General features: G+C 71.9%; 17 protein-coding genes. 6 read left to right on the plus strand and 11 right to left on the minus strand.

Translation table 11 applies throughout. The features are described from left to right. The 4 genes from E5N76_RS25310 to mnmG are packed head-to-tail and all read right to left on the minus strand — an operon-like array spanning position 1 to position 4,145. Positions 1-867, minus strand: coding sequence for a ParB/RepB/Spo0J family partition protein (locus E5N76_RS25310; RefSeq protein ID WP_149540416.1), 867 nt, complete (start codon positions 865-867; stop codon positions 1-3). After that, the gene (locus tag E5N76_RS25315; RefSeq protein WP_149540418.1) at positions 864-1,673 is read right to left on the minus strand and encodes a ParA family protein; all 810 of its coding nucleotides are present in this window, start codon (positions 1,671-1,673) and stop codon (positions 864-866) included. Before E5N76_RS25315 ends, E5N76_RS25310 begins: the two co-directional genes overlap by 4 nt. Then, a complete protein-coding gene (gene rsmG, locus E5N76_RS25320) occupies positions 1,654-2,274 on the minus strand; it encodes a 16S rRNA (guanine(527)-N(7))-methyltransferase RsmG (RefSeq protein ID WP_149540420.1) in 621 nt (206 codons plus the stop codon). The genes E5N76_RS25315 and rsmG overlap by 20 nt, the downstream gene beginning before the upstream one ends. Then, complete coding sequence (gene mnmG / locus E5N76_RS25325; protein ID WP_149540422.1) at positions 2,271-4,145, minus strand: tRNA uridine-5-carboxymethylaminomethyl(34) synthesis enzyme MnmG; 1,875 nt, start codon at positions 4,143-4,145, stop codon at positions 2,271-2,273. Before mnmG ends, rsmG begins: the two co-directional genes overlap by 4 nt. A gap of 164 nt (positions 4,146-4,309) precedes the next feature. Here mnmG and E5N76_RS25330 point away from each other — a divergent pair, with 164 nt between their 5' ends. The 3 genes from E5N76_RS25330 (at position 4,310) to E5N76_RS25340 (ending at position 7,730) form a co-directional block, all read left to right on the plus strand. Further along, the gene (locus E5N76_RS25330; protein WP_149540424.1) at positions 4,310-5,518 is read left to right on the plus strand and encodes an MFS transporter; all 1,209 of its coding nucleotides are present in this window, start codon (positions 4,310-4,312) and stop codon (positions 5,516-5,518) included. A gap of 111 nt (positions 5,519-5,629) precedes the next feature. After that, positions 5,630-6,349 (plus strand): pyridoxamine 5'-phosphate oxidase family protein, encoded by a 720-nt coding sequence (locus tag E5N76_RS25335; RefSeq protein ID WP_149540426.1) that lies wholly within the window; start codon positions 5,630-5,632, stop codon positions 6,347-6,349. After that, positions 6,333-7,730 carry an amidase family protein gene (locus tag E5N76_RS25340; RefSeq protein ID WP_207792110.1) on the plus strand — a complete coding sequence of 466 codons (1,398 nt, stop codon included), beginning with the start codon at positions 6,333-6,335 and terminating at the stop codon, positions 7,728-7,730. Before E5N76_RS25335 ends, E5N76_RS25340 begins: the two co-directional genes overlap by 17 nt. 188 nt (positions 7,731-7,918) lie before the next feature. On the opposite strand, the gene E5N76_RS25345 is transcribed toward E5N76_RS25340, so the two are convergent. After that, positions 7,919-8,779 (minus strand): TIGR01459 family HAD-type hydrolase, encoded by an 861-nt coding sequence (locus E5N76_RS25345; protein WP_149540430.1) that lies wholly within the window; start codon positions 8,777-8,779, stop codon positions 7,919-7,921. Between the two features lie 11 nt (positions 8,780-8,790). Further along, the gene (locus tag E5N76_RS25350; RefSeq protein ID WP_149540432.1) at positions 8,791-9,870 is read right to left on the minus strand and encodes a quinone-dependent dihydroorotate dehydrogenase; all 1,080 of its coding nucleotides are present in this window, start codon (positions 9,868-9,870) and stop codon (positions 8,791-8,793) included. Positions 9,871-10,021: 151 nt separating this feature from the next. Between E5N76_RS25350 and E5N76_RS25355 the strand changes: the two genes are divergently transcribed. Then, a complete protein-coding gene (locus E5N76_RS25355; protein ID WP_235907883.1) occupies positions 10,022-10,969 on the plus strand; it encodes a DMT family transporter in 948 nt (315 codons plus the stop codon). On the opposite strand, the gene E5N76_RS25360 is transcribed toward E5N76_RS25355, so the two are convergent. Next, positions 10,876-11,232 carry a DUF952 domain-containing protein gene (locus E5N76_RS25360; protein WP_149540436.1) on the minus strand — a complete coding sequence of 119 codons (357 nt, stop codon included), beginning with the start codon at positions 11,230-11,232 and terminating at the stop codon, positions 10,876-10,878. The two genes, E5N76_RS25355 and E5N76_RS25360, sit on opposite strands and share 94 nt — an antisense overlap. Before the next feature lie 99 nt (positions 11,233-11,331). Here E5N76_RS25360 and E5N76_RS25365 point away from each other — a divergent pair, with 99 nt between their 5' ends. Next, positions 11,332-11,859, plus strand: a complete 528-nt coding sequence (locus tag E5N76_RS25365) for a biotin transporter BioY (protein ID WP_149540438.1) — start codon at positions 11,332-11,334, stop codon at positions 11,857-11,859. A gap of 9 nt (positions 11,860-11,868) precedes the next feature. Here E5N76_RS25365 and E5N76_RS25370 read toward each other — a convergent pair whose 3' ends face one another. Together E5N76_RS25370 and E5N76_RS25375 are read right to left on the minus strand one after the other, a co-directional pair. Continuing rightward, a complete protein-coding gene (locus E5N76_RS25370; protein WP_149540440.1) occupies positions 11,869-12,327 on the minus strand; it encodes a cell wall hydrolase in 459 nt (152 codons plus the stop codon). After that, positions 12,324-12,674, minus strand: coding sequence for a hypothetical protein (locus E5N76_RS25375; protein WP_149540442.1), 351 nt, complete (start codon positions 12,672-12,674; stop codon positions 12,324-12,326). Before E5N76_RS25375 ends, E5N76_RS25370 begins: the two co-directional genes overlap by 4 nt. Before the next feature lie 73 nt (positions 12,675-12,747). On the opposite strand from E5N76_RS25375, the gene E5N76_RS25380 reads away from it, so the two are divergent. Beyond that, positions 12,748-12,972, plus strand: coding sequence for a hypothetical protein (locus E5N76_RS25380; protein ID WP_187830395.1), 225 nt, complete (start codon positions 12,748-12,750; stop codon positions 12,970-12,972). A gap of 296 nt (positions 12,973-13,268) precedes the next feature. Here E5N76_RS25380 and terL read toward each other — a convergent pair whose 3' ends face one another. Both terL and E5N76_RS25390 read right to left on the minus strand, forming a co-directional pair. Next, complete coding sequence (terL, locus tag E5N76_RS25385) at positions 13,269-14,720, minus strand: phage terminase large subunit (protein ID WP_149540444.1); 1,452 nt, start codon at positions 14,718-14,720, stop codon at positions 13,269-13,271. After that, positions 14,698-15,012, minus strand: coding sequence for a hypothetical protein (locus E5N76_RS25390; protein ID WP_149540446.1), 315 nt, complete (start codon positions 15,010-15,012; stop codon positions 14,698-14,700). The genes terL and E5N76_RS25390 overlap by 23 nt, the downstream gene beginning before the upstream one ends. Positions 15,013-15,017 lie beyond the last annotated feature (5 nt).

The raw sequence follows: 15,017 nt of genomic DNA on the forward strand, positions 1-15,017 counted from the left end.
TCAGCCGCCCTGCAGCAGGCGGATCACCCCGTCGAGCTGGTCCAGATCCCGGTAGGCGATGGTGACCTGGCCGCCCTTGCCGCTCTGGCGGATGGTGATGCGGAGGCCGAGGCGCTCCGACAGCTCGCGTTCCAGGGCCAGCACTTCCGGTTCGGCCCGCGGGGCGGGGCCGCGATCCGGCCCGGACTCGCGGGGCTTCACGGCGGCGAGGGCTTCCGCCTGGCGGACATTGAGGCCGCGATCCACCACCTGCAGGGCGAGGCCGACCGGGTCCGGGGCGGTGAGGATCGCCCTGGCATGGCCGGCGGTCAGCGCCCCGTCCCGCAGCAGCTCCCGCACCCGGTCCGGCAGGGCGAGCAGGCGGAGGGTGTTGGCCACATGGCTGCGGCTTTTCCCCACCGCCTTGCCGAGGCCTTCCTGGGTCAGGCCGAATTCGTCGATGAGGCGGCGATAGCCCTCCGCCTCCTCCAGCGCGTTGAGGTCCTGGCGCTGGAGATTCTCCACCAGGGCGGCGGCCATGGCCTCCCGGTCCCCGAGGGGGCGGAGGACGACCGGCACCTCATGCAGGGGGACGAGCTGGGCGGCGCGCCAGCGGCGCTCGCCGCCGATGATCTGGTAATGGCCGGGCTTGTCCGGGTGCTCGCGCGCCAGGATGGGCTGGAGGACGCCATGTTCCCGGATGCTGTCCGCCAGCTCCTGCAAGGGGGCGGGGTCGATCGGGCCACGCGGCTGGAAGGGGCCGGGCTCCAGCGCCTCGATGGGGAGGGTGCGGAGGGCTTCCGTCGCCTGGACGCCGGCGGGGGGCGGGGCGGGCGCCGGTTCGCCGATCAGGGCGGAGAGGCCGCGGCCGAGACGGGGGGGCTTCATGCCGCCTTGGCCTTCTCGCGCCGGCGCAGCTCCGCGGCCAGGGCGATATAGGCCTGGGCGCCAGGGGAGCGGAGATCATAGAGGGTGACGGGCAGGCCGTGGGAGGGCGCCTCGCTGACCCGGATGTTCCGGGGAATCACCGTTTCAAATACCTTTTCCTTGAAGAAGCCGCGGACATCCTGGGCGACGAGCTCGGAGAGGTTGTTGCGGCGGTCATACATGGTGAGCGCGATGCCCTCGAGGGCCAGGCCAGGGTTGAGCGCGCGGCGGACGCGCTCGATGGTCTGGATGATCTGGCTGACGCCTTCCAGGGCAAAGAATTCGGTCTGCAGGGGGACCAGAACGCTGTCCGCCGCCACCAGGGCGTTGAGGGTGAGAAGGCCGAGGGAGGGGGGGCAGTCGAGGAAGATGTAGTCATAGCCGGCGAGCAGCTCCGCGGCCTCGGCAAGGGCGTTGCGCAGGCGGCGGTCGCGGTCTTCCAGCGCCACCAGCTCTACCTCCGCGCCGGCCAGGTCGGTGTCGGCGGGGATGAGGGAGAGGGTGGCGACAGGGGTGGAGCGGATCAGCTCCGCCAGCGGCCGGTCGCCGGTCAGCAGGGCATAGGTGCCGGCGCCGCGGGCGGCGCGGTCCACGCCGAGCCCGGTGGAGGCATTGCCCTGGGGGTCCAGGTCGATCAGCAGGACACGGCGGTCCGCGGCCAGCACGGTGGCCAGGTTGATGGCGGTGGTGGTCTTGCCGACGCCCCCCTTCTGGTTGGCGAGGGCAATGACGCGCGGTTTGGCGCGCTCAGGCGGCGGGGGAGGCAGGGCGGATCTCGCTGAGGCGTAGGAGGGTGGCGGAGGAATCGGTTCGGCTGGGGAACCGCTCGATGCGCATCGTCCAGCGGCGGGCTGCCTCCGTCAATTCCTGATCGACATTCCGACCCTTGGGGAAGAGGGCGATGCCGCCGGGGACGAGCAGGCGATGCGCATGAGGGAGGAGTTTTGCCAGTGGGGCGAGGGCGCGGGCGGTAAGGAGTTGGACCGGGGGCAGGGCGGTGTCCTCGATCCGTTGGGGGTGGGCGGTGACGGCGGCGAGGCCAAGGGCACGGCTGGCTTCCGTGAGGAAGGCGCATTTGCGGCGGTCCGATTCCACCAGATGCGTCGGCAGGCCGGTGGCGGCGGCGAGCACCAAGCCAGGAAAGCCGGCGCCGGAGCCGAGATCGACGAGCGGGCCGGTCGGGTCGGGAGGCATCAGGGGAAGGAGCTGGAGGGAGTCCAGAAAGTGCCGCTGCCACAGCGCCGCCTCGGGCGCCGCGGCCACCAGGTTGATGCGGCTGTTCCAGCGGATCAGCAACGCGAGATAGGTGCGCAGCTTCTCCTCTGTTTCACGTGAAACGCCGAACTCCTCGGCCTGGAGCTGTTTCACGTGAAACGCGGCTCCGCAGTGCGGCGGAGATGGATGGCCAGGGCGGCGAGGGCGGCCGGCGTGACGCCGGGCACGCGGCCGGCACTGCCGAGGGTGGCGGGGCGAGCCGCTGCCAGGCGCTGGCGCATCTCGGCTGAAAGCCCAGGGATGGCGGCGAAATCCAGCACCGGCGGAATGGCCAGCCGCTCCTCCCGTTCCAGCGCCCGCAGCTCCGCCGCCTGACGCTCAAGATAGGGGGCGTAGAGGGTCTGAGCCTCCAGCTCCGCCCGCAGCCGGGGCGGGAGATCCCGCAGCCAGGGGAAAATGCGGTTGGCCGCGTCAGCCGTCATCGCCGGCAGGGCCAGGGCTTCGAAGGCGCTGCGCCAGCGGCCATCCTGCTTCACCGGCACGCCGGCGGCGACGTACTGTGCCGGGGTGGCGCCTTCCGCCCGCGCGCGGGCCAGCGCATTCGCCAGGGCGGTGGCGAAGGCGCGATGGGCCGCGGCGCGCACGGGGCTGACGCAGCCCCAGCCCATGCCTTTTTCCGTCAGCCGCAGCCCGGCATTGTCCGCCCGCAGCGCCAGCCGGTATTCGGACCGCGCGGTGAGCATGCGGTAGGGCTCCGTCACCCCCTGCAGCACCAGATCGTCGATCATCACGCCGGCATAGGCCTCGCCGCGGTTCAGCGCCCGGTCCGGCACGGCGCCGCCGGCGCGCTGGGCGGCATTCACCCCGGCCAGCAGCCCCTGGGCGCCGGCTTCCTCATAGCCCGTGGTGCCATTGATCTGGCCGGCCAGAAACAGCCCGGGCACGTCCTTCACCTCCAACGTCGGGGTCAGGGCGCGCGGGTCCACATGGTCGTATTCGATGGCATAGCCCGGCCGCAGGATGCGCGCCTTCTCCAACCCGGGGATGGAGGCGATGAAAGCCGCCTGCACCGCCTCCGGCAGGCTGGTGGAAATGCCGTTGGGGTAGACGGTGTCGTCCTCCAGCCCCTCCGGCTCCAGGAAGATCTGGTGCCGCTCCCGCTCGGCGAAGCGCACCACCTTGTCCTCGATCGAAGGGCAGTAGCGCGGCCCCGTTCCGGCGATCCGCCCGCCATAGACGGCGCTGCGATGCAGATTGGCCCGGATCAGCGCATGGCCCGCCGGCGTGGTGGAGGTGATGGCGCAGGCCACCTGCCGGTTGGTGATCCGCTCCGTCAGCCAGGAAAGCGGCTCTGGCGGATCGTCGCCCGGGTCCGGCTGCAGCGCGGCCCAGTCGATGGTCCTGCCATCCAGCCGCGGCGGCGTGCCGGTCTTCAGCCGTGCCAGAGGCAGGCCCAGCCGGTCCAGCGTGGCGGCCAGCCCCAGCGAGGGCGCTTCCCCCACCCGCCCGGCTGGAATCCGGGTCTCGCCGATATGGATCTCGCCCCGCAGGAAGGTGCCGGTGGTGATGACCACCGCCCCGGCGCCGATTCGCCGGCCAGTGGCAGTGACGACGCCCGCCACTTGCCCACCGGCGCCCAGCAGCAGATCCTCCGCCGCCTCTGCCAGGATCGTCAGCCCCGAAGTCTCCCGCAGCAGCGCCTGCACCGCCCGGCGATATAGCTTGCGGTCCGCCTGCGCCCGCGGCCCGCGCACCGCCGGACCCTTGCTGCGGTTCAGCAGCTTGAAATGGATACCGGCTTCATCCGCGGTGCGGCCCATCAGCCCGTCCAACGCGTCGATCTCCCGCACCAGATGCCCCTTGCCTACCCCGCCGATCGCCGGGTTGCAGGACATCTCCCCCAGCGTCTCCAGCCGGTGGGTCAGCAGCAGGGTGCGGGCACCGCAGCGGGCGGCGGCGGCCGCGGCCTCGCAGCCGGCATGGCCGCCGCCCACCACCACCACATCGAAGGCAAGATCGTACATGGCGAGGGTATAGAGCAGATCGCCGCGGCGGGTGAACGCTTCGGCGCATGAAGCCGTGCGATGCCGGCGCATCCCCGGCCTTCCGTCCTGTGCCTTCCGGCACTTTGGCGGCGCAGAGGAATCGGCGATGTTACCGCCATAGGCGCAGGGGGGAGGAAGGTGGCATGGCAGCCGGCCCGCAGGATGCGTTACGCCCCGCTGGGCGATGGATCATCGTCGCCGCCGTCGCCCTGCTGCTGGCCGTCGCCATGGGTCAGCTCGTCAACGGCCTCTCCGTCTTCTTCATCCCGCTGGAGCTGGAATTCGGCTGGGCTCGCGGCCCCATCGCCCTCATCAACTCGGCCGGGCTGGCCGGCCTCTCCCTCGGCGGCATAGCCATGGGTCTGGTGGCGGACCGGGCCGGCATCAGGCTGGTGGCGCTGGCTGCCGCGCTGGTGGTCGGGCTCTGCGTCACTATGGCCTCGGGCGCGTCGGAGCTCTGGCAATTCTACCTGCTCTTCTTCCTGGCCGGGCTGTTCGGCGCCGGCCTCTTCGCGCCGCTGCTGAGTCTGGTGGGCAATTGGTTTCCCACCGGGGCGGGGCTTGCCATCGGCATCGCCTCGGCTGGGCAGGCGGTGGGGCAGGGCGGGGTGCCCTTCGCCACCGCCTTCCTCATCGAGGCCATGGGCTGGCGCCAGGCCTTCCTGGCGCAGGGCCTCGTCTCCCTCGCCGTCATGCTGCCGCTGGCGCTGCTGATGCGGGAACCGCCCCGCCCAGCAACTGGCCCGGCGGCCCAGGCGGGGCCTGCGCCCTTGCTGCCGCCCGGGCTGGTAGTGCCCTGGCTGAGCCTCGCCGTCATCGGCTGCTGCACCTGCATGGCGGTGCCGCTGATGCATCTGGTACCGCTAATTCACGGCCACCACATCTCGGCGCCCGATGCCGGTGGCGTGCTCTTCGTGATGCTGCTGGCGGCGATCCTGGGCCGCGTGGCCTTCGGCCGACTCGCCGACCGGATCGGCCCCATCCAGGCCTACCTCACCGCCTCCTTCTGGCAGACCGTCGCGGTCTTCGCCTTCACCCGCATCCACGATCTGAGCCTCTTCTACCTCTTCGCCCCCATCTACGGCTTCGGCTATGCCGGGGTGATGACCGGGGTGCTGGTGACGGCGCGGATGCTGACGCCGGCGGCGAGCCGCGCCTCGCTGATGGGGATCATCATCGCCTTCGCCTGGCTGGGCCATGGGCTGGGCGGCTTCCAGGGCGGCTATCTCTTCGACCTAACGGGCGACTACACACTCAGCTTCGCCCTGGCGGCCCTGGCCGGGGTGACGAACCTGGTCCTGGTCGGCGCGCTGCTCCTCACCGTCCGGCGGCGGGTGGTGGTCCTGGCCTGAGCGGCTCGGACCCGGATTGGACCAATTCGCCCGCGCCGAATTGGCCCTCGCGCTGGACCATTCGCCAGGGCCATAAGCCGAAGGTCAGGAATTCCAGCCCGAGGCCAGACGATGTCCGACGCCGCCTACCCCGTCTCCGAGCGCAACAAGGTCCGCCGCCTGCACGAACGCGGCACCTATGACAAGGCGGCGGTGCACGCCATCCTGGACGCGGCGATGCTCTGCCACATCGCCTACATCATCGACGGCCAGCCCTATTGCACCCCCACCGTCTTCTGGCGGGAAGGCGAGCACCTCTACTGGCACGGCTCCTCCGCCAGCCGGATGCTGCGCAGCCAGAAGGGCGGCGTGCCGGTCTGCCTGACGGTGACGCATCTGGATAGCCTGGTGCTCGCCCGCTGCGGCTTCAACCACTCCGTCGACTACCGCTCCGCCATGTGCTTCGGCCAGGCACACATCATCGACGAGCCGGCGCACAAGCACCGCGCCCTGTCCTCGATGATCGACCGCTTCTACCCCGGCCGCGACGCCACCCTCCGCCCCAGCACCACCCAGGAGCTGAAGGCCACGACGGTCATCGGCATGGAGATCGAGCAGGCCTCCGGCAAGGTCCGCGCCAAGGGCGTGGGCGATGAGGAGGAGGATTACGCCCTGCCGATCTATGCCGCCCGCTTCCCCGTCACCCAGGTGATCGGCGCCGCTGAGCCCTGCCCGCGCATGCCGAAGGGTGTCCCCTATCCGGAGGGTTTGGCAGGTTTCACCCCGGGGCGTAGGCTCGACGAATTGATGCTCGAGGCCTACCGGACGACCTATGGTGACAGTCACGACTGATCTCGCCACCGCTTCCGCGGTGACGCTGGCGGCGATGGTGCGGGACAAATCCGTCTCGCCCGTGGAGGTGACGGCGGCGGTGCTGGCGCGCATCGCCACGCAGAACCCCACGCTGAACGCCTTCGCCGCGCTGGATGAGGAGGGCGCGCGCAGCGCAGCCCAGGCGGCCGAGGCGGCGGTGATGCGGGGCGATACGCTCGGCCTGCTGCATGGCGTGCCGGTGACGATCAAGGACGTCCAGGCGGTGCGCGGCCTGCCGACCCGTCGCGGCTCCCGCCTCTCGGATCCGACGCCTGCCACCGCCGACGCGCCGCTGGTGGCGCGGCTGCGGGAGGCCGGGGCCATCATCCTCGGCAAGACCACCAGCACGGAGCAGGGCTGGACCGCCGTCAGCGACAGCCCGCTGACCGGCACCACCCACAACCCCTGGAAGCATGGCCGCACCGCCGGCGGCTCCTCCTCCGGCGCCGCCGCGCTCTGCGGCGCGGGCTGCGGGCCGCTGCATATCGGCACGGATGGCGCGGGCTCCATCCGCCTGCCGGCGCATTTCTGCGGCGCGGTGGGGTTCAAGGCGACCTATGGCCGCGTGCCCTATGTGCCAGTGCCGAACAACGGCGCGCTCTCCCATGCCGGGCCCATCACCCGCAGCGTCGCGGATGCGGCGCTGATGTTCAGCGTCATCGCCGGGCCGCACCCGCTGGACCACACGACGCTGCCGGACCGCTTCCCGGCCGAGGTCGAGCCGGACGGCGCGCAGGGGCTGCGCATCGCCTACAGCGCCGATCTCGGCCACGCGAAGGTGGACCCGGAGGTGGCGGCGATCGTGGCCGCCGCGGTGCGGCGGTTCGAGGCGCTGGGCGCTACGGTGGAGGCGGTGACGCCGCCCTGGGGCCCGACCGGGCCGGAGCTGGAGCGCGATTTGTGGGGCGCCGCCATGCGGCCCTTCCTGGCCGCCGATGCCGCCGCCGCGGCGCAGATGGACCCCGGCCTGGTGGCCTGCACCGAGGCCTATCGCGATTACGGCTTCATGGCAGGCCATGCGGCACAGACCCGCCGCTTCGCCTATGCCGCGGCGGTGAACGCCTGGTTCGGCGAGGCGGGGTTCGATCTGCTGGTCACGCCCGCCGCCTCCGTCGCCGCCTTCGAGGTGGGGCGGCAGCGCCCGGCGCATTGGGACCAGCACGCATGGGACTGGCTAGTCTGGGCGGAATTCTCCTACCCCTTCAACCTCAGCCATGGGCCGGCGATCTCGCTGCCCTGCGGGGTGACGGAGGAAGGGCTGCCGGTGGGGCTGCAGATCGCCGGGCCGCGGCTGGCGGATGCGCTGGTGCTGCGGGCGGCGGGGGCGTTCCTGGACGGGGCGGTGGCGCATGCGGGGTAGATAGGGGCAGGGGGGCGCCGCCCCCCTGCACCCCCCGCCGGGACCAGGACCTGGCCCCGGACCCCGGTCCGAGTTTTGGATCCGACGGTCGAACCAGCAAACTTATGGCGGGGCCCGGGGGGAAGCCTTCCCCCGGCGGGGTCCGGGGGCAGAGCCCCTGGTGGGGGTTCGGGGGCGAAGCCCCCTGCCTACCAGCGCAGCCCGCGGATCGCCGCCAGCGGGTCCACCCCCTCCGAGAGCGCCACCTGGCGCAGCGTCTCGGAGGAAGGGTTGTCGCCATGGGCGAACGCCGCCAGCCCGGTCAGCGCCCAGAGCGCATCCATCCCCGCCGCCTGCGCCCCCGCCAGGTCGGTATGCGGAGTATCGCCGATCGCCAGCACCCGGCTGCGCGGCACATCGCCGATGATCTCCATCACCGGGTCATAGACCGCCGGATCGGGCTTCCCCACCTCGAAGCTCTCGCCGCCCATTTCCGTGTAGATATCCGCCAGCGCGCCGGCGCAGATCAGCCGCTCCGTCCCCACCATCACATGCCGGTCCGGATTCACGCAGAGCATGGGCAGCCCGTATTTGCGCGCCTCCTCCAGCGCCGGCCGGTAGGCCTCGGCGTCGATCGAGCCGCGCTCCGGATCCGGGCCGGTATTCAGCAGGAAATCCGCGTCCTTCGCCTCGGCCACCAGCTCCGCCGCGCCATCCTCCACCACGGAAAGGTCGCGGTCCGGCCCGATATGGACGGCACGGGGGCCAAGCTGCGCGAAGAAGGGGTGCTGCTTCGCCTTCAGCATGCGCCAGGCGATCTCGCCGGAGGAGATGATGCCGTCATAGAGCGCGCGGTCCAGCCCCATGCGGTCCAGCATGCCGGCGATGAACCAGGACCGCCGCGGCGCATTGGTGAGGAACACCACCTTCTTGCCGCGGTCCTTCAATTGCCGCAGCGCCTCCGGCACCGGTGGGTAGGGCTGCTTGCCGTTGTGCACCACCCCCCAGAGGTCGAGCACATAGCCGTCATAGCGGTCCGCGAGGCTGGCAATGCCGTCCAGGATCTCCATCACTCTTCCCCTCAGGCCGCCTGCGGCCGGTCGTCGCGTGCCGCATCGACGCCGACAGCATCGGCGACGCTCCTGAACCCGTCGCGCTGCAGCAGCGCGGCGAGTTCCCGCTTCATGCGCGGGATCAGCGCCGGGCCGGCATAGGCGAAGCCGGCATAGAGCTGCACCAGCGAGGCCCCGCTGCGGATCTTCGCATAGGCATCGACACCGGAGGCGACGCCGCCGACGCCGATCAGCGTCAGCCGCCCGTGCGACAGCCGATAGGCCAGCTTCAGCACCTCCGTCGCGCGGGCCAGCAGCGGCGCGCCGGAGAGGCCGCCGGCCTCGCCCCTGTGCGGGCTGCGCAGGCTGTCCGGCCGGGCGATGGTGGTGTTGGAGACGATGAGGCCGGCGACGCCGCGCGCGGCGCAGGCCTCCACCACCGCGGCCACCGCGTCGTCGGCGAGGTCCGGCGCGATCTTCACCAGCAGCGGTGGGCCTTCCGGCGTCCTCACCGCGGCGATGGCATCGAGGATCGCGACCAGCCGCGCCTCGCCCTGCAGGTCGCGCAGGCCGGGGGTGTTGGGGGAGGAGATGTTGACCGCGACATAGTCGCAGAGCGGCGCCAGGGCGGCGTAGAGGGCGGGGTAGTCCCGCTCCGGTACCGCGTCGTCCTTGTTCACCGCGATGTTGCCGCCGAGCACGGCGGGCAGCGGCCGCTTCAGGGCGGCGAGGCGGGCGCGGAAGGCCTCCAGCCCCTGGTTGTTCATGCCCATGCGGTTGATGACCGCGCGGTCCTCCTCCAGCCGGAACAGCCGCGGGCGGGGATTGCCGAGCTGGGGCCGCGGCGTGACCGTGCCCGCCTCGACGAAGCCGAAGCCGAGCCGCATCAGCGGCAGCACGGCGACGGCATTCTTGTCGAAGCCGGCGGCGAGGCCGATGGGGTTGCGGAAGGCGAGGCCGAGGGCGCTGGTGGCCAGCACCGGATCATCCGGCGCGGTGTCGCGCCCGGCCAGGCCCCAGCCCAGCGCCTGCAGCGCCAGATTATGCGCCGTTTCGGGATCAAGCCCGCGCAGCAAGGGCATGAGGGCGGAGGCGAGGGTCGGGGTCATCGCCGCGCTCAATGCCTGAGGTGACGGCGAAGGGGAAGCGGGTTCCGTCCGCCCGGTTGACGCGCCGCCCGGGCCCCGCGACAACCTTAGGCACCAGACCGGCCCCGCCGGACGTAACGGCATGGGTGACACGGCATCGGGAGGAAATCGGGTGAAAGGGCCGTTGCTGCTGCTCGGCGGCATAGCGCTGTTCGGGTTGCTGGACGCCAACAGCAAGCTGCTCTCCGGGGCCTATCCGATGGGCCAGGTGATCGCCATGCGATACCTGGTGCTGCTGCCGGCCTTCCTCGCCCTGCGGGCGCTGCGCCCGGGCTTCGGCGGCGCCTTCCGCACGGCGCGGCCGGGGCTGCATATGCTGCGCGCGGCCTCGATGATGACGGCGGCGGGATCCTTCTTCCTCGGCTTCCGGCACATGGCGCTGGCCGAGGGCTATCTGGTCTTCTTCACCTCGCCCTTCCTCATCCTGGCGCTGGCGGCCATCGCGCTGCGCGAGAGGGTGCCCTGGGCGGCCTGGGCCTGGTGCCTGGTGGGCTTCGCCGGCGTGCTGCTGGCGGTGGCGCCGAAGCTCGGCGGCGGCGGGTCGCTCATCGGCTATGGCTGGGTGGCGCTGGGCACCCTGGCCTTCAGCGTGACCCAGACGGTGAACCGGACGTTGAAGGGCGAGGCGGGCCTCGCCATGCTGGTGGTCTGGCCCGGGCTGCTGGGGCTGCTGCTGTTCGGCCCGCTCGCGGTCCGGGACTGGGTGGCGCCGCCGCCCGCCGATCTGGCCATGCTGATGGTGAACGGGCTGATCGCGGGCGGCGCCTCGGTCTCCACCGCCCTGGCCTATCGCTATGCCGATGCGGCGCGGCTGGGCCCGCTGGGCTATGCCGCCATGCCGGTGTCCGGCCTGCTGGATCTGCTGTTCTGGGGAAGGTTGCCGGATTGGCCGACCCTGCTCGGCGCCGGCGTCGTCATCTTCGCCTGCGTGATGAGCGAGCGGGTGCGCCGGCGGGGCGCGGCGTCTCAGGGGATGTCCGGCGGGAAGGCATGCGCGCCATCGGCGCCCAGCGGCAGCGGTACCACCAGCCGCACCGCGCTGAGCGGCAGGGTGCCGTAGAGATGCGGGAACAGGCCCGGGCGCTTGCCGCCCGCGGCCGGTTCCCAGCGCAGCGCCGGGCCCAGCGCGGCGGGGTCGGCGCCGACCAGCAGCAAATCTCGCTCCCCCGCGCGGTGCTTCGCGGCGCTGGCGCGGAGCTGCGCCGCGGCGGAGAAATGCAGGAAGCCGTCGCGCAGATCATCCGCGCTGCCGGTGTAGGCCCCGGCCAGCTCCGCCAGGCGCCAGTCGGCGGCGCGGACCATGGTGTAGATCAGCTCTCGCATGGGGAGGGTATAGCGGCGCTTTGCGGCCGCGGCACGGCTTGCCGCGGTCCGGCCGGCATGGGAGAGGCGATGACATCCAACCAACATCGAGGCCGATGCATGACCCTCGCCCTTGCCAACCCCCGCAGCGCTGTCCGTTTCTGGGGCTTCGCCCTGCTCGGCTCTGCCGTGCTGGCGGCCAGCGCCCAGGTCAGCCTGCCCTTCTGGCCGGTGCCGGCGACGCTGCAGAGCCTTGCCGTGCTGCTGCTGGGGGCGCTGGGCGGCGGGCGGCTGGGCCTCGCGGCGGTCGCGCTCTATCTGCTGGAGGGGGCGCTGGGCCTGCCGGTCTTCGCCGGGGCGAAGGCCGGGCCGGCCGTGCTGCTGGGGCCGACGGCGGGCTACCTGCTGGGCTTCCTGCCGGCCGCCTGGATCGCCGGGCTGGCGGCGCGGGGCAGCGGGCTCTGGCGCCAGGCGGCGCTGCTGACGCTGGCGCATCTGGCCCTGTTCCTGCCCGGCGTGCTCTGGCTCGCCGGCTTCACCGGGCTGGAGCGGGCCTGGATGGCCGGCTTCCTGCTGTTCCTGCCGGGGACGCTGGTGAAGACCGCGCTGGCCCTGGCGGTGCTGCGCGCGGCCGGCGCGCGGCGCTGAGACCGGCGCTCAGCCCGCCGGCAGCCGGTAGAAGATGAAGCCGCCGATCTCGGCCGTTGGTACCAGCCCGACGGCCCAGCCCGGCAGTTCCTCCGCCAGGTGCCAATGGGTGGCGCCGCCGGTCGGGTCGCCCAGCACGCCGGCCGCGGCGCGGGCGGCGACGCGGCGGCAGGTCTCCAGCGCCGCATCCGCCTCGCCCGAGAGCATGGCGTTCAGCAGCGCCTTGCGTCGCGGGTGCTTCGGCATCCAGCAGCCGAACAGGAAGGGCGCGCGGCAGACCAGGGCCAGCATCGGCGCCAGGCCGAGGCCCGGCGCCGCACCCGGGGCGTAGCGCGCGGCCGCCGTGGCATCCGCCGCGGCCAGCCGGGCGCGGTTCACCGCCAGCGCCGCCAACGCCTCGATGGCGCGGACCGGCTTGCTGCCGGCCTCGGCGCGGAGGGTGAGGGCGAGGATATCGGCGCCGGTCATGCCTCGTCCTCCTCGGCATGGCTGCGGTCGCGCAGCCGGGGCATGGGCTGGCCCAGGGGGGCGCCCAACCGCTTCACTTCCTCGATCTTCTCCTCGATGCGCAGCAGATGCTGGGAAAGGCGCCGGTCCACGTCGCGGATGAGGGAGAGCGGGACGTAATTGCGCGCGACTTCCAGCTTGAATTCCGCCAGGTCGTCGCGGGTGCGGGTCACCGCCTCGGTCTCGCGCTGGTCGCTGCGGTCGATGCGGTCATGCATGTCCCGCCGCAGGCCGAGGATCATGTAGAACAGCGCGGCGACGATCGGCGCCTCCACGGCGGTGATCCACCAGGTGGTTTCGAACGGCATGGGGGCTCCTCGCTGCCTCCTTGAAGCGGGTGGGGGGGCCGCCCACCCTTCAGGCCGAAGGAGGGGCGGTGATTTGATCGAATGGAACGAGCCCTATCTGGAGACCTGCTGCCGGTCGGCCCTGCACCGGCTGACCCTGGTCGGCGCGGTGGGACGGCCGGCGGGGCTGAAGGACGGGCCTTGCCTGCGGCGGCTGCAGGGGATGGGGCTGGCGGCGCAGCGGCCGGATGGGCGGTACGAGCTGACGGAAGAAGGCGTGGCGCGGCACCGGAGCGAGATTCTGCGCCGAGCGGGTTGAGGGAGGGCCCTGCCCTCCTCGTTGGGCGCAGTGCGCCCAACCCCACCCGCAAAGGGCCGAAGGGCCCTTGGAACCCTTGAGTTTGGCGTTTCGACCGTCGCGCCTGAGACTGGTGGTTTCCAAAGGCCCTTCGGCCTTTGGCGGATCGGACGCACTGCGTCCGATGCGAGAGAGGGGCGGAGCCCCTCTCGACCTAGAGCGGGATCGGTTGGGCTGCGCTCACCCGCCCCGCTCTAGCTCTTTGTTCGGTCGCGTGATTCACGGTTTCGGTCGATTCGACCTCAACCGATCACGCTCTAGCCTCCGTGCCACCCCTGGCCGCGTACCGCCGGCACGACTGCCGGCAGCCGCACCGGCTCCGCCAGCAGGCACCCCGCCAGCGCGTCCAGCGCATCGTCCCGGTTGCCGGCGGCGTCGGGCCGCCACGCCGCCATTTCCGCCGGAAAGGGCGTGCGGAACACGGCTTCATGCGCATGCAGCCGCCGCGCCGCCAGCGCCGGTTCCAGTGCGGAGAGGATCCGCTCCACCTTGGCCCGCCGGCTGGTGTGCTCGATCACCGTGCAAGGCGCCCCGGCCCGCGCCAGCTCCCGCCGCAGCAGCGCCGGCAGGAACCGCCCGAGGCCGTTGGTCTCGACGCGTACCACCGGCAGCAGCAACTCCCGCGCCAGGCTGGCCACGGCGCGGCATTGCTGCGTCGCCGGGTCGATGGCGGCATCCGGGTCATGCGTCAGCCACTGGATGCGGTGGAGGAAGTGGTTGCCCTCCCCATCCGCATAGGTGGCCGCCAGCACGGAGCCGTCGCCGGAAACGCCACGCGCCGGCGGCCGCCCGAAGGCCGGGTCCCAGAACCCGCCCCCCGAGACCAGCCGCCGCCCGAGTAGCAGCAATTGCGCCCGCCCGCTCGCCTCCCGGTACTCCGGCTCCTCCGCATAGCGGATGAGCAAGGCGGGATCGAGCCGCAGCGCCGCCTCGGCGACCGCCTGCAGCAACATCTGCCGCGCGAAGCGATGCGGGCCGACGCGGCTGCGCAGCGCCTCGATCGCCGCCGCGTCGAAGCGCTCCGGCCAGGCGCTGTTCCCTGCCGCATCCAGCAGCGGCAGGGTGAAGCGCCGATAGCCGGCGAGAAACGCCTCCCCCTGCGAGGGATGCAAATAGAGCGTTTCCGCGCAATGCGGCGTGCCGATGTAGAGCACGGTGCCGCCGGGGACGAGCACGAACTCCACCTCGGCCAGCCGCGCCCGCAACTCCTCTCGCTTCGCCGGCGTGTCGCAATTGCCCGCCACCTCGACATCGTCGCAGATGACGAGGTCGGCGCGTGCGCCGGTGATGTTGCCGCCCAGCCCCTGGGCCAGCATGGACGGGTCCCGCAGCACGGCATCCCGCGCCACGGTGAAGCGGTCCATCGCCCAGTTTTCCGCGCCTTCCGGCAGCAACGGGCGACATAAGGGGTGACGTTCCAGGATGCGCCGGACCTGCGCCACCATCTTCACCGCCAGGGGCTGGTCCGCCGCCAGCACCAGGATGCGCGTCTCCGGCGCCCGCAGCAGCCGCCAGGCGCAATAGAGCCCGGTGAGCGTGGATTTGCCGCAGCCGCGGAAGGCCATCAGCAGCAGCCGCCGGTCGCCCGTCTCCCACCGCAGTTGCAGCCAGCGGGCGATGCGGCGATGCGGGGCCGGCGTGGTCTGGTTCTGGACGTGATTCCAGATCCAGACGAATTCCAGGAAGTCAGGCTCCGTCCCCTGGGTCATCGGTTTCGGATTCCTCCTTCATCTCCGCGGCCATGAAAGAGCGGTACTTCGCCAGCGATTCCCCGATCTCCTGGAGCTGCGCCTCGTCCGCCTGCCCGGCGGCCAGCTTCAGCAATTGCTCGAGATGCGAGAGCGCGGCCTTGCCGGCGGTGTGGCGCCCGGCGAAGAGCTTGCTCGCGCCATCTTCCTGCGTGGCCGGGTCGGCGGACATGAAGCGGTGATAGTCCGCGAGGATCAGCCGGGCGGATGCGACGAAATCCAGATCGATCTTCGCCCTGCGCTTGCCTGCCATCGGCG

It is taken from the genome of Siccirubricoccus phaeus (genome assembly GCF_008360935.1).
Classification (GTDB): domain Bacteria; phylum Pseudomonadota; class Alphaproteobacteria; order Acetobacterales; family Acetobacteraceae; genus Siccirubricoccus; species Siccirubricoccus phaeus.

Bases quoted from the DNA above. Each gene is read 5' to 3' on its own strand.
- E5N76_RS25310 (WP_149540416.1), bottom strand. From the start codon at position 867: ATGAAGCCCCCCCGTCTCGGCCGCGGCCTCTCCGCCCTGATCGGCGAA.
- mnmG (WP_149540422.1), bottom strand. From the start codon at position 4,145: ATGTACGATCTTGCCTTCGATGTGGTGGTGGTGGGCGGCGGCCATGCC.
- E5N76_RS25330 (WP_149540424.1), top strand. From the start codon at position 4,310: ATGGCAGCCGGCCCGCAGGATGCGTTACGCCCCGCTGGGCGATGGATC.
- E5N76_RS25335 (WP_149540426.1), top strand. From the start codon at position 5,630: ATGTCCGACGCCGCCTACCCCGTCTCCGAGCGCAACAAGGTCCGCCGC.
- E5N76_RS25345 (WP_149540430.1), bottom strand. From the start codon at position 8,779: ATGGAGATCCTGGACGGCATTGCCAGCCTCGCGGACCGCTATGACGGC.
- E5N76_RS25350 (WP_149540432.1), bottom strand. From the start codon at position 9,870: ATGACCCCGACCCTCGCCTCCGCCCTCATGCCCTTGCTGCGCGGGCTT.
- E5N76_RS25360 (WP_149540436.1), bottom strand. From the start codon at position 11,232: ATGCGAGAGCTGATCTACACCATGGTCCGCGCCGCCGACTGGCGCCTG.
- E5N76_RS25365 (WP_149540438.1), top strand. From the start codon at position 11,332: ATGACCCTCGCCCTTGCCAACCCCCGCAGCGCTGTCCGTTTCTGGGGC.
- E5N76_RS25370 (WP_149540440.1), bottom strand. From the start codon at position 12,327: ATGACCGGCGCCGATATCCTCGCCCTCACCCTCCGCGCCGAGGCCGGC.
- E5N76_RS25375 (WP_149540442.1), bottom strand. From the start codon at position 12,674: ATGCCGTTCGAAACCACCTGGTGGATCACCGCCGTGGAGGCGCCGATC.
- terL (WP_149540444.1), bottom strand. From the start codon at position 14,720: ATGACCCAGGGGACGGAGCCTGACTTCCTGGAATTCGTCTGGATCTGG.
- E5N76_RS25390 (WP_149540446.1), bottom strand. From the start codon at position 15,012: ATGGCAGGCAAGCGCAGGGCGAAGATCGATCTGGATTTCGTCGCATCC.